15 protein-coding genes are annotated in these 18,644 nt (G+C 46.3%); 4 read left to right on the top strand and 11 right to left on the bottom strand.

Annotated features, from left to right (window positions below):
- The first annotated feature begins 416 nt into the window (after positions 1–416).
- From QNJ26_17285 to QNJ26_17270, 4 genes are all read left to right on the top strand, one after another.
- Positions 417–1,616, top strand: a complete 1,200-nt coding sequence (locus tag QNJ26_17285; GenBank protein ID MDJ0987296.1) for a hypothetical protein — start codon at positions 417–419, stop codon at positions 1,614–1,616.
- Complete coding sequence (locus QNJ26_17280; GenBank protein MDJ0987295.1) at positions 1,606–3,885, top strand: ATP-binding protein; 2,280 nt, start codon at positions 1,606–1,608, stop codon at positions 3,883–3,885. The genes QNJ26_17285 and QNJ26_17280 overlap by 11 nt, the downstream gene beginning before the upstream one ends.
- Before the next feature lie 120 nt (positions 3,886–4,005).
- The gene (locus QNJ26_17275) at positions 4,006–5,076 is read left to right on the top strand and encodes an HDOD domain-containing protein (GenBank protein MDJ0987294.1); all 1,071 of its coding nucleotides are present in this window, start codon (positions 4,006–4,008) and stop codon (positions 5,074–5,076) included.
- Positions 5,077–5,419: 343 nt separating this feature from the next.
- A complete protein-coding gene (locus QNJ26_17270) occupies positions 5,420–6,580 on the top strand; it encodes a hypothetical protein (protein MDJ0987293.1) in 1,161 nt (386 codons plus the stop codon).
- A gap of 82 nt (positions 6,581–6,662) precedes the next feature.
- On the opposite strand, the gene QNJ26_17265 is transcribed toward QNJ26_17270, so the two are convergent.
- From QNJ26_17265 to infB, 11 genes are all read right to left on the bottom strand, one after another.
- The gene (locus QNJ26_17265) at positions 6,663–7,133 is read right to left on the bottom strand and encodes a tetratricopeptide repeat protein (protein ID MDJ0987292.1); all 471 of its coding nucleotides are present in this window, start codon (positions 7,131–7,133) and stop codon (positions 6,663–6,665) included.
- Between the two features lie 325 nt (positions 7,134–7,458).
- A complete protein-coding gene (locus QNJ26_17260) occupies positions 7,459–8,268 on the bottom strand; it encodes an MBL fold metallo-hydrolase (protein ID MDJ0987291.1) in 810 nt (269 codons plus the stop codon).
- 365 nt (positions 8,269–8,633) lie between these two features.
- On the bottom strand, positions 8,634–9,095 hold the full coding sequence (gene dut / locus QNJ26_17255) for a dUTP diphosphatase (GenBank protein MDJ0987290.1): 462 nt from the start codon (positions 9,093–9,095) through the stop codon (positions 8,634–8,636).
- Between the two features lie 171 nt (positions 9,096–9,266).
- Positions 9,267–10,532, bottom strand: a complete 1,266-nt coding sequence (locus QNJ26_17250) for a pitrilysin family protein (protein ID MDJ0987289.1) — start codon at positions 10,530–10,532, stop codon at positions 9,267–9,269.
- Entirely contained in the window at positions 10,513–12,612 is a 2,100-nt protein-coding gene (gene pnp / locus QNJ26_17245; protein MDJ0987288.1) for a polyribonucleotide nucleotidyltransferase, read from the bottom strand. Before pnp ends, QNJ26_17250 begins: the two co-directional genes overlap by 20 nt.
- A gap of 243 nt (positions 12,613–12,855) precedes the next feature.
- Positions 12,856–13,125 carry a 30S ribosomal protein S15 gene (rpsO, locus tag QNJ26_17240; GenBank protein ID MDJ0987287.1) on the bottom strand — a complete coding sequence of 90 codons (270 nt, stop codon included), beginning with the start codon at positions 13,123–13,125 and terminating at the stop codon, positions 12,856–12,858.
- Between the two features lie 51 nt (positions 13,126–13,176).
- Entirely contained in the window at positions 13,177–14,103 is a 927-nt protein-coding gene (truB, locus tag QNJ26_17235; GenBank protein MDJ0987286.1) for a tRNA pseudouridine(55) synthase TruB, read from the bottom strand.
- Between the two features lie 60 nt (positions 14,104–14,163).
- A complete protein-coding gene (locus tag QNJ26_17230) occupies positions 14,164–15,135 on the bottom strand; it encodes a bifunctional oligoribonuclease/PAP phosphatase NrnA (GenBank protein ID MDJ0987285.1) in 972 nt (323 codons plus the stop codon).
- Positions 15,119–15,481 (bottom strand): 30S ribosome-binding factor RbfA, encoded by a 363-nt coding sequence (gene rbfA, locus QNJ26_17225; protein ID MDJ0987284.1) that lies wholly within the window; start codon positions 15,479–15,481, stop codon positions 15,119–15,121. Before rbfA ends, QNJ26_17230 begins: the two co-directional genes overlap by 17 nt.
- Positions 15,478–15,765, bottom strand: coding sequence for a DUF503 domain-containing protein (locus tag QNJ26_17220; protein ID MDJ0987283.1), 288 nt, complete (start codon positions 15,763–15,765; stop codon positions 15,478–15,480). The genes rbfA and QNJ26_17220 overlap by 4 nt, the downstream gene beginning before the upstream one ends.
- Before the next feature lie 249 nt (positions 15,766–16,014).
- Positions 16,015–18,579 carry a translation initiation factor IF-2 gene (gene infB, locus QNJ26_17215; GenBank protein MDJ0987282.1) on the bottom strand — a complete coding sequence of 855 codons (2,565 nt, stop codon included), beginning with the start codon at positions 18,577–18,579 and terminating at the stop codon, positions 16,015–16,017.
- Positions 18,580–18,644: the final 65 nt, after the last annotated feature.

Raw genomic sequence — 18,644 nt, 5'->3', positions numbered from 1 at the left:
TATCGTAGCAAGATTTGTACCAAAAGCAGCTTCAACTTCAAACAGAAAATAGTTGTTTGATATCGATAGGTTATCAATTTGCTTGATTCTGGGTGCAAGGCTGTTCACTAAGAAAATTTTTCCGGAGTCACGGTTTTGACATTGAAATGCCAGTTTTCGCTATATGCAGTGCATTGGACCTGAAAGGGTCTGCAAATGGTAAATGAGACCACCAAACGATATCATCGCCTGCCAAATACCACATTAAGTTTCAAGTCTTTAAAAATTTTACCGATATTAAATCTAACCCGTTATTTCAAATACCGATAAGCATCAAGCGAGGCCAGTCTGCGATGGCAGGAGACCATCAGTGACCGGATCGCTGGGTCGATTTGTATCCGGCCCGACTTAGAACTGTTATGTAAGAGGGAGCATCCGTGTCAGCACTGAAAAATGCGCAACCTTTCAGCGGTTTAAATACCAATATTTGGATTATCACTGAAGGCCGGGATTCTCAATTTGATCTGAGCAAAATTGACGGTGGCAAAGCCAATCAGAATGTTCGGGAATATCAGATATCCGATATCGCCTATTATCTATTGAATCCCCAACCTATTGAAGTTGAAAAACGGCTCATCGGATGTGAAATCCATTATCCCCAGCGAACGACAACTAAAATTGTTGAAAAATTAAAACGTCTTTTACCTCGCCGTCTGCGTCGGGTTTGGAACAGCCATCTCATCCCGCCGGAGGTGCTCGTATCCCATAACAAGATATGGATACCACCGCTTAGGGACAAAACCTTAGAAAGCTATTTATTTAACATTTACGGGTCCTTACGCGCCTATGATGCCGTTGCACGGCGCCTGGCCCAAATTGATCCTTATCGAATTGCACATGTTATCGGCATCTGCAAAGACCTTGGCGGTAGCCTGACCTATTTGAAGCTTCAGGGCAGCATCGAAGAAAAATTAAAATACATGCAAAATTATATATCCAAGAATGTGGGTGTATTGCTCCGCAAAGCGTATATCGGCGACGGTCTGTTTGAGATGCGCGGGTTTGACTTTCGGGCTTTCAGATCCGAGCAGATCCACCGTTTGATGGTTTTTGAGCGTAATGGCAAACCCCAGTGCTGCGTTTTAAATGCAAATAATGCGGTCGAATTCCGACTGGATAACGATGATTTGCTTAAATACATGTTTTTGCTGCAGCAGGCGTTGGTAGAAGACCAAAAATTAATAAAGGCCTTTGAAAAGTGCATCCGCGAGCAGGCCAAACCCGTGAAGTTGTTTTTTAACCAAAAACTTGAGGTCAATTATGCCAAGTCACCATTTCCTAAAGTTTATCGGGAAATTTTAAGCGACAATAAAATCGATAACCACCAGCGGAATTTAATTCGGCCTGCGCTGAATTATATGCAAATTGGAATTTCTTTTAATTATATACCTCAGGGCAATGGTCTTGAGGAAAATATGACCACACTGATATCAGTGTTACACGATTTAAGAGCTTTAGACATGCTCCGGAAAAAATTACCGCAGGTTCATAATGAGATCCAAAACCGCGTCAAAGGTTCTGAAGCCGGCATGTTTTATCTGTTGGATTCGATAGAAGGTTTCAACCATGAAGAGTGACTATAAAGACAATGATTATGAGTGGATAAAGGAATTGCTGGATTATCCTCACACCCTCGAGGAACGACTTGATTTTTTTGCGGATACCGCTCAAATCGATGTTCCTGAAGATCCCATCGAGCGGGTCATTTTCCAGGATAAAGCCAAGCGGGCGATTCGTAAAATTGCTCAAAACAGGGGTCACATCCTCATGGTCGGCAGACCGGGAACCGGCAAATCTATGCTGGCCAATATGTTTAAGGAAGTTCTGGAAGAATCCCTGGGTGATTATCTGCGACCCCAGGAAGCCATCATTGCCTTTCCAGGTAAAGATAAAAACCATGTGCGCATTGCTTATGACGATCCGCATATCATCGACCCACTCCTTGACAATTTCAATCAAGCAATTGATGCGGCCAAAGATGCCGTTGATGAGTTTAATCTTTCAGATCAAATTCAATCGGCCCGCAAAGCGAAACGGGCGCTGTTATGGGCAACGGTCATTGCAGCCACCGCCGGCATTTTTTATTCTCCTGCTTTTATCGCTGCCGGGCTAACCGGAATGGGTGCCATTTTCATGTATATGCAGGAAAACAATCACCGGGCGCAGGAGAAAATCCAAAGGGAATCCATCGCTGACCGCCGAAATGCCGTCAAGCATTTATATGACATGGTACCGGATATTTTATACGATCCCCGCAAAGATATGGACCTGATGGCAAGGGTATCAGAACCGGATGCCAGAAACATGAAAGGCGGGTTTCGTCATGATCCGTATCAATCCGGCAATCTTGAAACGCCCTGTCACAAACGGGCCTACCTGGGGGCCCATGCTAAATCACCGATTATTTATATTGATGAATTAAAAACCCTGATCAAGGTTGGATACATGGCGGAATTGCTAGAGGTTATGCAAAACAAGCGTTACATCCTTGAAGGCGGACGCAATACGGGCAGCGGCGCTGCCGACCGCTCAGAAAATCATCTCAAAGCCGATAATATCATTGTTGCCTGCTGCAACCATGACACCCTGCAGCATTTGCAGCAAGAGGGTGAGGGGGCGTTTTTAAGCCGCATTGAAGATAAGGGCGAAATCATCCGCATGGAAAGCGCCGTTCCGGAGACAACCGAAAACATACGCCAGGTTGCCCAATATGTGAAACAAGAAATCATTAATCTGGGTGCTGAGTTTAAAGATTCCTGGGGAGATGTCATTAAAGCCGAAGGCTACCAAAGTGTCAAACAGCGCAGTGAAACCATATACGGGAAATCACTTCCCGCTGATTTTAAATTGCAAGAGCGCGAGTTTGATAAAAGCGCCGTTTTGGAGATTATAAAAGAATTGAGGTGCCGGGCTTCGGATGGGAAGTTGAGCAGTATTTTGCGTCCCATAAATGGTGTGATCAAATCCGCCGAGTTTGAGGCAATTTTTGAAAATTCAACCCTGGTTCAAGCACGGCATGTTAAACATGCACTTAAAGAACACTTAAGTCTGGAAGGAGGGCTTTCGCAGGAATTCGGTCAGCAGAAAAAATATTTAAAAAAATATATTAGCTCAATGACCGATTCAATCGGCTATGTTGTCGGTTTGGCTGTCATCCATTCTAACTCCAGCAGCCAGATGCTAGGTCAACCCCTGCCAATACATTGCCAGATTAATCTGGGTGTTGCTGACAGAGTGGTTGCACCTGGTAAAATCGGTGATATCGCCAAAGCGGCAGCACAAAACGTGCGCGCCTCTATTAAAAAGGTGTTGAACAAAATCGGAGCCCCATATGTGGGGTATGAAATGTATGTGGAATATATTCAGGCCCACGGCGGGGTGGAAGGTGACAGCGCCTCCGTTGCCATGGATATCGCGCTCATATCTGATTTTGTGAAAAAGCCGGTCAATCAGCGCTATGGCGTGACCGGTTCCCTGACCGGTGATATAATACTTGCGGTTGGCGGTGTGACCGAAAAAATTCGCTCTATCATGGATCCGGATCTGGGCATGGAAGGCGCTTGCATACCCTGGCTGAATAAACGCGATATTGAACCCCTGCTGATCAATGCTGATAGCGAATACATACAAACAGATGATATTCCCGGCATTCGCATTTACCGTGCTGAGGGCAGAAAAGAGCCATTCGATATTTTCTTTTGCAAGACCAAGTATAATGCTTACAAAATTTTGATGGGTCTTGATAAAAAAAAGGTGGAAACCCTCATGGTTCAAAGAAGCAAAAGCGATCTTGATTTCATGCGCAATATCAACGCTTCTTCAGAACCTGTCGGGCCGAAGAACTGATTCAATGACAATACATTACGCAAATTACAAACTAAAAAAAACCGACCGGGCAACAAGGCGCTATCGACATCCGGTTGGTGGGATTTGATTTAATCGCCGAATTACTGAAAAATATTTATTATGAGAATTGAATGCCCCAAATGCCTTAGAATCAGTGCGATCAGCGGTGATTTGATCGTAACCCACAAACGGGCCTTGGAACTTGCCTGTTCTCTGTGCAAAGCCGAGGTGCATGTTCAACTCTCGCTGCCGACGGATGGTTTGCCGCATCCTGACTCTCAAACGGCGTCCGGTGATGAGGAGACACGCTTAGCCTCTACAATCAACGACAACCAGGATAAACCTGAGATCCTGTCACTGAAAAGCAAAATATTGCGCAGTCTGGTGGAATTGCCACCGATGCCCAATATTATTCTCAAGGCGCGCGAATTAATGGAAGACCCCGGCTCGAGCCTGAAGGAATTATCTGCGGTCATCGAACATGATCAGGCCATTGTTGCGCGGGTTTTGGCATTGGCCAATTCTGCCTATTATGGGTTAAGCGGTATGGTGTCATCGATTCAGCATGCTTCCATCTTACTTGGGCAAAAAACGCTCGGAGAATTGATTACCATAGCGGCCTCATCGAGGCTTTTAAGTAAAAAGCTAAAGGGTTATCAATTAAATCCCAGTGATTTTTGGAAACATTCGCTGGCAGTTGCATTGGGCTCCAAGATCATCGCCGCCAAAATCAACAGCGATTTGGTTGAAGATGCATTCATTGCCGGGTTACTGCATGATGCCGGTAAAATTATACTCGACCCTTATGTTGAGGAGCACAGGAAAGATTTTAATGCCCATTTAAAAAAGACGCCAGAAAATTTTATTGAAGCGGAAAAGATGATTTTAGGGTTTGATCATGCCGAGGTTATGTCGCGCGCTTCACGATTTTGGCGCTATCCCGAAACCCAATCGCTGGCCATACGCTATCACCACTCCCCCATGCGTTCAGGGAATAACGAGCTGGCACTAGTCGTCCACCTGGCGGATATCGCCGCTAAAGAAGCCGGATTTACGTCGGGCAATGCAGCATCACTTGCTGAATTCGATCCGAAAATATTAAGTTATGTGGGATTGGATAAAGCCCAATTTGATCCGGTCATTGATGAGATCGCCACCTCAGTTGATAAATTAGCTACCGAGTTTCAATAAGCCTTCCGTTTCGTGCCCAAATTGTTTCCAAGCGGCATACTCATTCTTCAATTCTATATCCTATCCATCACAATCCTTGCTTCCGGTTCATAATAGGTGTCGGGTGTCAGGTGTCAGGGAACACAAGATTCAAATCAGAAAACAACCAAAACATTAGACCGTTATCTCTACCGGGTAGCAAGGGCTCGATACGGACCACCGAATGCCTGACACCCGAAACCTGACACCTGAAACCTTGTAATGGCCACTAGCCAGAAAGGGGTAGTCAAAAAAAGTCTTGCCCTTCAATGGTTTTGGCGCCAATATAGTGTACACGATTGTACCGCCCAAAAGGGAATGACCCATGTCTCAGTATGATCTGACAGAATTTTTAAAATTATCGTCAGTTCTCAACTATAATCTGAGCGCTGCATCGTTAAATCGCTATAACGTCATGATGTATATCATTGGCGGTAAAGCCCTGGACCGGAATGTTTCAAAAGACCGCGAAAAAAAGGGTCTTTTAATGGATGCGCTCGGCTATCTTTTCAGTGCCTATCGGCAAAAAAGACGTCACCTGGGCCCCATGGCGGTGCTGCATCCCTTGCGGGCGACGGCGATTTTTGCACGCTATCAAAAGCCATTGAAAATTGTTGGGCTGTTGAGTGTTCTGTTTCACGATATCATGGAAGATATCAGTTCCAATGATTTCGATGCAGCTCAATGGAAGGACATGGAAGGCCGGCTATACAGTCTTCTGGAGCGAATGCCGGATGAGGATGAAGCTGTATTGCTGAATCATATCATAGCGCTAACGCGAACTGAAAGGGAAACCTACTACCAATATATCGGCCGACTACTTGAAAGTGCCAGCCAATCGCCGCAGCTTGTGCATGTTAAGTTAGCGGATCGCTTGGACAATACGCTGGATATGCGCATTGACTTGGAAGATCCTCTGGCGGGCGTTGATTTTTTTAAAAACATATTTCAGCTAATGTTTGTCAATAATTATCGTGGGTATGTTCCTGCCAATGATCATGCGCCGGCATCGGTCATGAACGGCGCCCGTCGGCTGCATCAGTTGTTTAAGAATACGGTATTGCTTTCTTTGATTCGTCAGCATCAATCCATTGGCAATGACCAAGCTCTGCGAGTCCTTTTTGAGGCCGTTTGTGATGCCAGTTTACAGGAAGCGCAAAGGACCCTGATGCACCTTCTCGGCTATCATTTCAAGGATTTATCTGAACAGCGCAAACTAATCTTAGAAGCAATGACCTATTGCTTTAGTGGCCGCATAGATATGGTCACCAAACCCGACCGCGAACAGCTGTTGGACGGTCTTTTTTCTACCTATTTTGCTTCTAATTCTAAAAAAGTGCTGCGCCGTCAACTTGATATTTTGTACCAAAATAAGCCGCTGATGATGCAAGCATCGATTGCATTTGTAGTGATTTTTCTACACTTTTTAAATGATGCCAAATACTATATCCATGGTATCAGCGCTGAGGGTATCGAACCGCGCTGATTCTTATGTCCTCTGACCTCTGCTTGCCGCGGCGAAGCTTGCCAAAGCGAAGGCGGGTCTTCTGTGTTCTGACCTCTGAATCCTAGATTGCCAGATCGCTTGGTACTTTTTCATCAAAGTGCTTTAAGCGCATGGCCATCAGGTGATTGACCATTTCAAAATCTTCAAAGGCCTGGTCAGGCTGTTTTGGTTTTGACAGCATGGTTTCACGGCTGTGGTAGGCGGCGCCATATTCAGGATCGATCTCCAGAGCGCGATCGAAATCTTGAAAAGCCCGGGCGAATTCACCCAATTTTTCATAGGCCAAACCGCGTAAATGGTAAGCCCGGACATAATCCTCATCGAGCTCAATGGCGCGATCAAAATCGGTTATCGCGTCAAACGCCATTTCTAATTTTAAACGGGCTGCTCCCCGACTGACATAAAAGAGAGCCAGTGAGGGATCGTATTTTATGGCGCGTGATAACAGGTCAACACTTTTCCTAAAGTCTTTTTTTATATAAGCCGCAACACCCTCATCAAACATTTTTCGGGCTGCGTATTTATTGGCCACGTTATTTACCTCCGATATGGATATACATATTGCGTGATAAATTTAAATCTGCCGCAATATGGCAGAGCAGGTCATAATTTGGGAAACCGACTGAAATTAATAATGATATTATAGAAAATAGACTGTATTTTAACCTAGTCACTCTAGAAAGGATGTCAATGTGGGCGGCGTTACACCTTTTGGGTTTCAGGTGTCAGGTGTCAGCAAAAGGCCTGGAGAGCCTATCGTTGACCCCGAGAAATAAATGATGATGGCGGCATATTGATATTGAAGTTGTTGGTATTACACGGGTTACCCTGAAACCTGACACCTGAACACTGAAACCTTATTTAAGGTAAATAATCTCACTGCTGCGGTGCTGGCTGGCGATCGTCAAACGCGGTTTGCAGCGGTTAAAGACTTCAGATACCTCAGCCAGAACCTTTTGGGGGCTGTTGTTGGTTTCACTCAGGTGCGCCAGGATGACATGTTTTAATCCCCTATGCTGCAATTGTTGGAGCAGACGTTTTGACTGTTGATTGGATAGATGCCCGCGCCGGCCCTGAATCCGTTTTTTTAAGGGCCAGGGATATGGTCCGTCGAGCAGCATTTGCGGGTCATGATTGGCTTCCAGGATGAGTAAATGACAATCTTGCAGCCGCTTTTTGAGTTGGGGCGTGACAGTGCCCAGATCGGTGGCGATGCCGATGCGGCGGCCGTTTTGCCCGATAGTAAATCCCACCGGATCGGCTGCGTCGTGGGAAACGGTAAATGGATGGATGTTTAAATTGTTGATTTGAAATGAAACGCCGCACTGGAACGGTCGGAGCTCATGCACCGAATTGCCAAGCAGTGCCTTTTTTTTGATTTTGCTGCTGAGGTATATCGGCAGCTTTAGCTGGCGGGACAGCACACCGACGGATTGGATGTGGTCGCTGTGCTCATGGCTGAGCAGAATCGCATCCAGGTCGTTGGGGTTCAAGCCCCTTGATTTAAGCCGGCGTTTTAATTCAGTGGCTGAAAGCCCGGCATCCAGTAAAATGCCGGTAAGGCCGTCAGAAATAAAAATGGCATTGCCCCGGCTGCCGCTGGCCAAAACACACACCGCCAGATTGTAATCAGCGCACTGCCGATCTCTTTGTAATTCAAGTTTCAATGTATTTGTTATGGGTTATATGTTATTTGTTATTAGAATTATATCAAAACAATATGTCACCAAACCACATATCTCTAATACCCAATACCTGGCGACCAATACCCCCTAAAAACGAATAACCAGAAGCTATCTCAAAAATAGTAGATTACGCTCAAGGGCAAGGCGAAAACCGATTCAAAAGTGGAGCATACACGTTAGTATTCGAGCATTTTGAATCGGTTTTTAACGCAGCCATTGAGCGTTAGATGCATTTTTGAGATAGCTTCCAATAACGACTAACGTTATTGGCCGGTTAGACGGTATTTAAATGAATCTGGCTTATTTCAACGGGCTCAACGGGCATAACAGGCTCAACCGGCCAACCTTTATTGACCCGTATGCCCAAATCCTCCGTTATTGCGCTCGGTTTCATCCAATTCTTCGACCACATCGAGTTGCGCAATGGTCACTTGTTTAATGACCATTTGCGCAATGCGGTCACCGCGCTTAACAGTGTAGGGCTGAGTGCCTAAATTGATGACCGCAATTTTGATTTCACCACGATAATCGGCATCGATGGTTCCAGGGGAATTGATTAGCCCGATGCCATGTTTGACGGCCAATCCGCTGCGCGGCCTAATCTGGGCCTCATAGCCTGTTGGAAGGGCAATCGCAAAGCCGGTGGGTATCAAGGCGCGAGCGCCTTTATCTAAAACAAGTTCCTGCTCTATGGCTGCGCACACATCCATGCCCGCTGATTGTGGCGTCATATAGCGGGGAAGGGGCATATCAGCATCTGTTTCTGGACGCAAGCGCAAGATTTTAATCACAGGTGAATCGTTCATCATGATGAGGTGTCAGTGTTCAGGTGTCAGGTGTCAGTAATTTTTCCAATGCGTTCCAAGCTGGTCCTGAAGCCATTGGCGTTAATAATCTCCATGAGAATCTGAATTTCGATGTGATCCGCAGTTCCCTGACACCCGAAACCTTTATAAGCCACTGAACCCGGAACCAGGGGGTTATTTATACAGAGCATCTTCGAAAGGTTTATCGTTCTTATCCGGCCCCAGCAGCGTTAATCCAATTTTGTTTCTGACAAATAGGCTTTGAGAAAGCTCTAAAATATCTGCAGCTGTTACCGATTCAACACGCCTGATAACGTCTTGCAGCCGGATGTCACGTTTAAAATGAATTTCATTCTGGGCACAGCGGACCATCTGGTTTTCATTACTTTCCGATGCCAGCAGCAGACTGCCCTTGGTATACTCAACGGCTCCTTTCAGCTCGGCAGCCGATACGGGTTCGGCGCATAACCGATCTAATTCTTGGAGCACCAGATTCGTGGTTTCCAGAGCTCTGGCGGGATCCACCGCCAGATAGATGCCGCACATACCGGTGTCCACATGGGACATCATAAAGGAATACACCGTATAGGCCAATCCTCTTTTTTCCCTGATTTGCTGAAACAGGCGTGAACTCATATTGCCGCCAAGAATTGTGTTGAGCAGAGAACAGGCGTAACGACCCGGGTCGTTTACGGCTAGCCCGGGGGTACTCAAACAAATGTGAACCTGTTCCAGGTCTTGGTAGTTCAAATTGACCAGACCCTGGCTTTGGGGGGTGACACGATCGTTGATGCCATTGCCGGGTTTGATAGATTCAAAAGCCGGCCCCAGTCGATCGATTAAATGTGCATGGTCGACATTGCCGGCAACCGATATCAAAATTCGATCTGGTTGATAAAGACGATGGAAATAATTTTTGATCTGATCGGCGTCAAACTGAATGATATTTTCCTGAGTGCCCAAAATGGAACGTCCCAAAGGATTGTCCCCCCAGAAGTTTTTACCAGAAAGCAGATGGACATACTCATCCGGGCTTTCTTTGACCATTTTGATTTCCTGCAGTATGACCGGTCGTTCTTTTTCGATTTCCTGGGGATCAAATACGGAATTTAAGAAGATATCAGAGAGAATGTCGACCATGGTATCCAAGTGGGTGTCCATTACCTTGCCATGATAGCAGGTACTTTCCATGGTCGTAAATGCATTGGTGTGACCACCGATCGCATCGAATTCTTTGGCAATCTGATAGGCGGATCGCCGTTGGGTGCCCTTAAAAATCATGTGCTCGATAAAATGAGAAAGCCCGCTTTCAGCCGGTTTTTCATCGCGGGCCCCGACACTGACCCAAACACCCATGGACACCGAACGGGTGTGCGGCATTTTTTGGCTTAAAATACGGATACCATTTTTTAACTCAGTCTTATTTACGTTCGCGGCCATGTTTTTCTTCCAGGACAGCTTTATGACTGAGCCGGATTTTGCCATCCCGGCTGATTTCCAGCACCTTGACCTTTAGCGAATCCCCCTCTTTGACAACATCGGTTACTTTGGTGATGCGCCGATTGGCCAGCTGAGAGATATGCACCAGGCCATCTGTACCCGGCAGGATCTGCACGAAAGCACCGAAATCAGTAACTTTGACAACGGTTCCTTCATAGATAGCGCCGATTTCGGGTTCCTGGGTAAGATCTTCCACCATTTTAATTGCCGCCTGGCCTTCTTCTTTGGAGTAGGCGGCGATTTTTACCATTCCGGAATCATCGATTTCAATACTGGTATTGGTTTCGCTTTGGATGCCGCGAATGATTTTACCACCGGGTCCGATGACCTCACGGATTTTGTCCGGGTTAATTTTAATCGTGGTGATCGTCGGTGCATACGGTGAAATTTCTTTGCGCGGCTCTCGAATGGTTTCCAACATCTTGTTGAGGATATGAATCCGTCCCACACGGGCCTGCTCCAAAGCCTTTTGCATGATTTCTTTGGACAGTTCGTGGATTTTGATGTCCATTTGCAGCGCGGTGATTCCTTCTTCGGTGCCCGTCACCTTAAAATCCATATCACCGGTATGGTCTTCATCTCCCAAGATGTCAGAAAGAATGACGACTTGATCCTCTTCTTTTACCAGGCCCATGGCAATACCGGCCACCGGCGTCTTGATGGGCACTCCGCCGTCCATTAAGGCCATACAGCAGGAACACACGGTGCCCATAGAAGAAGAACCGTTGGATTCTAAAACTTCTGAGACCAGTCGAATGGTATAATCGAATTTTTCTTTATCCGGCAATATTCTTTCGATCGCGCGGGTCGATAACCCGCCATGTCCGATATCACGGCGCGACGGGCCGGAGATACGCCGGGTTTCGCCCACAGAATATGGCGGAAAATTATAATGCAGCATAAAGGGTCTGAATTCTTCGCCATACAATGTTTCAACCCGTTGCTCATCCTGTCCGGAGCCCAGTGTCAATACGCCCAGAACCTGGGTTTCGCCACGGGTGAATAGGGCGCTGCCATGGGGTCTGGGTAATAACCCCACCTCACAGGTGATCGGTCGGATTTCATCGAATTTGCGATTATCGATACGACGGTTTTCTTTCAAAATCAGGTCTCGGCTGATATTTTTCTGCAGGTCTTTTAATATGGCGTACACTTCCGATTTGCGGTCTTCATAGTCTTCGCCCAGGTTCTCAAATATTTCGGCCTTGAGTTCGCGTACGGCTGCTGAGCGTTTTGTTTTTTTAGGGATTAAAATTGCTTCTCGCAACCGCCCGGCTGCCGTTTCATTCAGCATATCGACCAGCTTCGGATCTTTTTCCGGCGGGGTATACGTTCTTTTCGGCCGTCCATGTGTTTCTTTTAGTTTAAGCTGCAGATCAATCAGTGGCTGCATTTCGCGATGACCGAAAAAAATCGCTTCGAGCATATCGGCTTCACTGACCACATCACTGCCGCCTTCCACCATCACCACACCGGTCTTGGAGCCGGCAACGATGATGTTGATATCGCTATTTTCCAATTCCGATGTGGGGGGATTGATTTTCAACTGACCGTCGATGCGGCCCACCCGCACACAGGCAATCGGACCTGCAAATGGGATGTCTGAAATCTCCAGTGCCGTCGAAGCGCCGATCATTGCCAGCGTATCCGGGTCATTTTCCTGATCCATGGATAATACGGTTGCAATAACTTGAATTTCATAGCGCCAATCTTTCGGAAATAGGGGCCTTATCGGTCGATCGATCAGGCGGGCAGTTAAGGTTTCTTTTTCACTAGGTCGTCCAATTTCACGACGAAAATAGTTACCGGGAATGCGCCCGGCGGCATAAATTTTTTCTTGATATTCTACGGTCAGGGGCAAAAAATCTGATATCCTCTCTTCATGGGCAGCCACTACAGTGACGAGGACAATCGTGTCTCCATATTGGACGACTACGGACCCGGATGCCTGTTTGGCAACTTTATTGGCCTGGATATTGAGAGTTTTGCCTCCCAGTTCTTCCTCTACTAAAATTTCCATTTTTTCTCCTAAATTGTAAACCATGCCGTCATTTTAAGTTGGCATTAAGCCAGCTGTTCAATCTGGCAATTTAAAATACATTACGGTAAACGGTCTTGAGCGATCAATTCTAAATGTCTTAAGAATTGGGTTTCTAGCAGCGAATATGTCATGTATCGTTGCCGCGCCGGTCCGCAACGGTCTGAGATTCCAGCGCTGAAACCGTTGAAATTTGACACGAAAGGGATGCGCCGATTCTGCAATTTACCGTTTCAGCCCCAGCGTATCGATGATCGCCCGGTAGCGATTGACATCTTTGTGTTTCACATAGTTTAACAGCCTGCGGCGCCTGCCGACGAGCATCAGCAAACCTCTGCGGGAATGATGATCCTTTTTGTGAATTTTTAGATGCTCAGTGAGGGAGGAAATACGGTAGGTCAATAAACCGACCTGAACTTCCGGCGATCCGGTGTCTGTCTCGTGAAGTTTGAATTTGTCAATCAATTTCTTTTTTTCTTCTGTGTCGAAAACCACTGTTACAGCCTCCTGTTCGGATAATGGTCCTTGATGGTGCTTCTGTCATGTTTAATTTTGAAAAACACAGGTGTAAGCAAATTTGTCCTGGTTTTTCAAATACCTGATCACAGCCAGCAATGCATTGTTGGCATCTATAATTTTCAGATAAGTGTCTTGTTTGAATACATCTGCTGGCATACGATCCAGATCAATATCTGTTTTTTGAACCGGCTGACCATATTTGATTTTTTTTTTCAAATCTTGATCGGCCGTATACCCCGGCATATCTGCCAGGGCATCTGTCATGCTGATTATACTGCCATTAAATGCCCGGTTTGTTGCCTGCTTTTCCAGTTGTGGCAGCGATATAGCCTGATGAATTGTGAAACCGCTGCTCTCGGTGCGCTTGAGGGCCAGCAAATGGCCGCCACATCCCAGCTGCTTGCCGATATCGGCACACAAGGTGCGAATGTAAGTTCCGGCGGAACACGACACCTCTAAATGAACCAGCGGCAGATTTATTTCAAGAATTTTTATGTCTGTTATATAAACGCGTCGCGCCGGCTTTTGAACCGGTCGACCCTGCCGTGCCAATTTGTATAGCGGTGTTCCTTTGTGTTTTAAGGCCGAAAAAATGGGTGGCTGCTGTTTAATCGACCCGATGAATTTTTGAACAGTCGATGTTATCTCTTTTTCCGTATAGCCCCTAACCGCTTTGGTGGCAATAACAGCTCCGGTCGAATCTTGCGTATCGGTTTCGATTCCCAGCTTCAGGGTTGCATCGTAAGTTTTATTACCTGTCAGCAGAAACTGCGCCAAGCGAGTGGCGTCATTTATGCAACAAACCAAAACACCTTCTGCGAAGGGATCCAGCGTGCCGGCATGACCAACCTTTTTCGCGTTTAACAGGTGTTTGACCTTTGCAACGACCTTTGCAGAGGAGATATCCGTAGGTTTATTGACAACGATTATCCCGCTTTGCTGCTGTGCCTGCATGGGGTGTTCTTTTCATGCGCGGTTTACGAACGCGATCCTTTCGCGCGTTAACCGGTCGGTTTATAGGTCATCTGCCAGCTCGATGATCTTTTCTTTCAATGCCACCAGAGTTGATTCAATCTGAAATCCGGCAGCACTGGTATGACCGCCACCGCCAAAATTACCGGCAATTTTAGCAACGTCTACCGTGTTGTCCGAACGCAAACTGACATGGTAGCGGTTCATATTGGTAAATTTACCGGCTCCGTTTTTAATCTCATGGATAAGAGCTGCAACCTTAACATCTTCAATACGGCGCGCATAATTGATCAAACCGTCTATATCTTCGGTACTCGTTCCGGTTGAATTTAACATACTGCGGCTTACAGTCATCAATGACAATTTGCCGTTTCCTGAAATTTCAATCGAATTTAAGGCCATATTTAACAGTTTGATACGTCCCAAAGAATAGGTTCCAAATACACGTTGCGCCACCGTGTGGGGCTCAACACCAATGTCGGTCATGGCTTTACTGATCTCAAAGGCCGCCGGGTTGGTATTTGAAAAACGAAAAGAGCCCGTATCCGTTAATATGCCAAGGTAAATGGAAGTTGCAATTGCTTTGTCAAAAGGGATATCAAGCGCATTGATCAATCGATAGACGATTTCAGCAGTCGCGCAGGCATCGGTATCAATGAGCTGGATGTGCCCAAAGCCGGTGTTGGAAACGTGGTGATCGATGTTAACCACGACTGCTATCTGGTCAACAAGGGCACTTTGATCACCGACTCTGATAATGTCGCCACAATCCAGTATGATGGCCAAATCATAGGCTTCAGCTTCTTTGATTTGTGTTACGATGCGTTCAACACCCGGCAGAAATCGGTAAACGGCTGGTATGGGGCTTGGATTAAACATGGTGATCTTTTTATCAAGTTTGCTCAATGCCAATCCCAGCGCCACCAGCGAACCGAGACAATCTCCGTCAGGTTCTGCATGTGATGCGACCAAAATGCTTCGGCTGGTCTTAATGTGTTTAAGAATCTTCTCCATTTTTTTCTTTGGCTATTTTGATCAAGCTGTCAATCTGAGCACCATACTCGATGGATTCATCGTAAAAAAATTTCAAATCCGGCATGTATTTTAGATCCAGCTCACTTGCCAGGGTCCGCTTGATAAACCCGCGGGCACTGTTAAACCCTTTGATGGCCGCATCTTTTTTCTGCTCGCCTTTGGGGGTCGTAAAATATATGCGGGCCAGCTTCAAGTCACGCGAAACGTCTACTCCGGTAATGGTAGCCATTGTCAACCGCGGGTCTTTGATATCTTTTTGTATTAACTCAGATAATACTTTTTGAATTAATCCGCTAACCCGGTCTGATCGTGCAAAAGGGATCATAAATGAATGATTTCTATCTCAGTGTCAATAATTTCCGCCAGGCCGAGGTCTTCGGCCATATTAATGATCTTGTCCAGTTTTGAGTTAATGACAGCATTATCATTGCCGACCATCGAAAAGCCAATTTCGGCGCGCTGATGTATATCGTTTGATGCCACTTCCGCTATCGATGCATTAAAATTATTGCGCAGCCGACTGACGATCGCCCGAACCACTTTTCGTTTTCCCTTTAAAGAGCGGCAGTCATGCAGTCTAAAGGTAATCGTTCCAATTCCTACGACCATAGTCTTTTTATTCTCTGAAAGGGCCGCTGTGTTGTAAACTTAGGTTTTATCTTTAAACTCCCCACAAGAGGATCTCTGTCAGAAGCAATTTTTTAATATAAGTTAAAACTGTTTCAAGGCGTTTAGGTTTTGTTCGCTGGCAAGGCTTGATATGGTTCAAAAGCGGAGCGTACACGATAGTACGCGAGTATTTTGAACCAAATTATAACGCAGTCCAGCGGACAAAACATGAATGGCTTGAAACAGTTTTTATTCTATTTCGGGCCTAATCTCCTTCATATAATAACAATCAATCGTATCGCCGACTTTGATGTCATTAAAATGCTCTATGCCGATGCCGCACTCATAGCCGGCCTGGACTTCTTTGACATCATCTTTAAAGCGGCGCAACGAAGAATTTTTGCCTTCAAACACCACAACGCCATCTCTTAAAAGGCGCAGGTTTTGGCCGCGTTCAATCTTGCCATCGGTTACATAACAGCCGGCAATATTACCAATTTTGGGAATCTGAAAAACTTCGCGGACTTCCGCCGTACCCAATACCTGCTCCTCATATGTGGATGCCATCATTCCAGCCATTGCGCTTTTGACATCTTTGATAACATCATAGATGACACTGTAAAACCGCATGTCCACTTTTTCATCGTTGGCCAGAGCCTGGACTTTTGGCGTTGGACGTACATTAAAACCGATAATAATGGCATTTGAAACCGTCGCCAGGGAAATATCGGATTCGGCGATCGTACCACTGGCGGAATGAACAACGTTTACATTAACCTCATCATTGGAAAGTTTCGTCAGCGAATCGTTTAAGGCTTCGATTGAACCGTGAACATCGGCTTTAATGATGAGGTTTAAATCTTTGATTTCACCTTCTTGCATGCGCTCGTAAAGCTTATCGAGGCTCAAGCGGTTCGATTGGGCCAGCTCCTTTGATCTTTGTTTTTGCTGTCGATTTTCACTGACCTGCTTGGCATTTTTTTCATCATCTAGTGCAAAAAATTCGTCGCCGGCCATGGGCACACCAGACAATCCAACAATTTCAACCGGTATCGAGGGCCCTGCGGATTCAATCAAGCTGCCTCTGTCATCAAGCATTGCCCGGATTCTGCCATAATGCATACCGCAAACGACCGGGTCACTCGCGCGCAGCGTACCTTCTTTTACCAAAACGGTTGCGATGGATCCCCGACCTGAGTCGACTTTAGCTTCAACAACATGACCCGTGGCCAGTTTGTCGGGGTTGGCTTTGAGTTCAAGAACTTCAGCCTGAAGCGAAATCATTTCGAGTAGTTCGTCAATTCCTTCAGCCTCTTTAGCCGATACTTTGACATAAATTGTATCCCCGCCCCAATCTTCAGGTGTCAGACCGATTTCGGCAAGTTCACGCTGTACTTTATCGGGTTCGGCATTCTGTTTGTCTATTTTATTGATGGCTACGATGATGGGGACATCCGCGGCCTTGGCATGATTTATCGCCTCGTTGGTCTGCGGCATGACACCATCATCGGCTGCAACTACCAGAACTACAATATCGGTCACCTGGGCCCCGCGTGCTCTCATTGCCGTAAAGGCCTCGTGCCCCGGGGTATCTAAAAAGGCGATGTGCCCCTTATCCGTGTCTACAAGATAGGCGCCGATATGTTGCGTTATTCCGCCGGCTTCCATTTCTGATATTCGCGATTGACGAATGACATCCAGCAGAGACGTTTTACCGTGATCGACATGTCCCATGATGGTAACAACCGGTGGACGCGGTATCAGTTTGGCAGGGTCATCGGTTTCTTGCTTTATCAGGGCCCCTTCCTCGAAGCTGGCGCGCTCCACTTCATAATCAAATTCATTGGCGATGAGTGTGGCGGTATCAAAATCAATGGTTTGATTGACCGTGGCCATGGAGCCCATCCCCATCATAAACTTAATGATCTCACCAGCTTTAATTCCCATGCGTTTTGCCAGTTCCGATAGAACAATGGCATCATCAATTTTAATGCGTCGCTTGATCGCTTTGGCAACCGTTATCTGAGTCTTTTGACCGCCGGTAGGTTTCTTACCTTTACCCATCTTGCGCTGCTTGCGTGGTCGATATCCTGCCCCGTAAAGATCCTCTCCCTCGATTACTGCTTTTCGGCGGAATGAAATTTTCTTCTTAAGAAACTTCTTGTCGACTTCGGATTCTTCATACTTTTTCTTGCGTTTTCTTTTCTTTTTATCCGCCGTCGAAGGCTCATCTCCCCTCGCTGGAGTTTCAGCTATATCTTTGCGGGAAGGCAATGCTTGAATTTTTGCTTTCTGCGGAGCGGCCTTTTTCTCTTTTAATGGCTTTGCGGGCGGTTTGATTGGCAGTTTTATAATTTTAGCCGAAGGTTCTTTCTTGCGAACCTTGGGGGGTTTGGCCTCTTCTTTGACGACCAATTTTTCCTCAGAGACCGGTTCTTCCACCTTTTCGGGTTCAACCGTTTTCTCAGCAATCTCTTCTGGAGCAGCCTTTGCGTCCGCTTCTTCAGATACGGTATCCGCCTGGGTTTCAGCCGCATCAGTTTCCTGCGCCTCTGCCTCTGCATCTAAAGACTCGACCACTTCGACTTTAACTGTTTTGCGACGCCGCCGAATGACTGTTGGTTTTACCCGTGTTTCTTCAACGGTTTCTTCTTTGGCACCAAACAGAGAAGATTTGATTTTGGTAATGATGTCCTCTTCCAAGGCACTCATATGGCTTTTTACGTCGATATCCAAGTCATTGAGCTTGGCAATCAACACCTTGTTGGTCATATTCAAATCTCTGGCAAGTTCGTACACCCTGAGCTTGGCCATTGTTTCCCCCAAAAAGTTAGTTCTGTACCGCTATGTGGCTACTGTTTGGCAGCCGCACCCGGCGC

The sequence above is a fragment of the Desulfobacterales bacterium genome (assembly GCA_030066985.1).
Taxonomy (GTDB): domain Bacteria; phylum Desulfobacterota; class Desulfobacteria; order Desulfobacterales; family JAHEIW01; genus JAHEIW01.
Note: the sequence above shows the minus strand (reverse complement) of the source record. Positions and strands in the feature narration are given on the sequence as shown.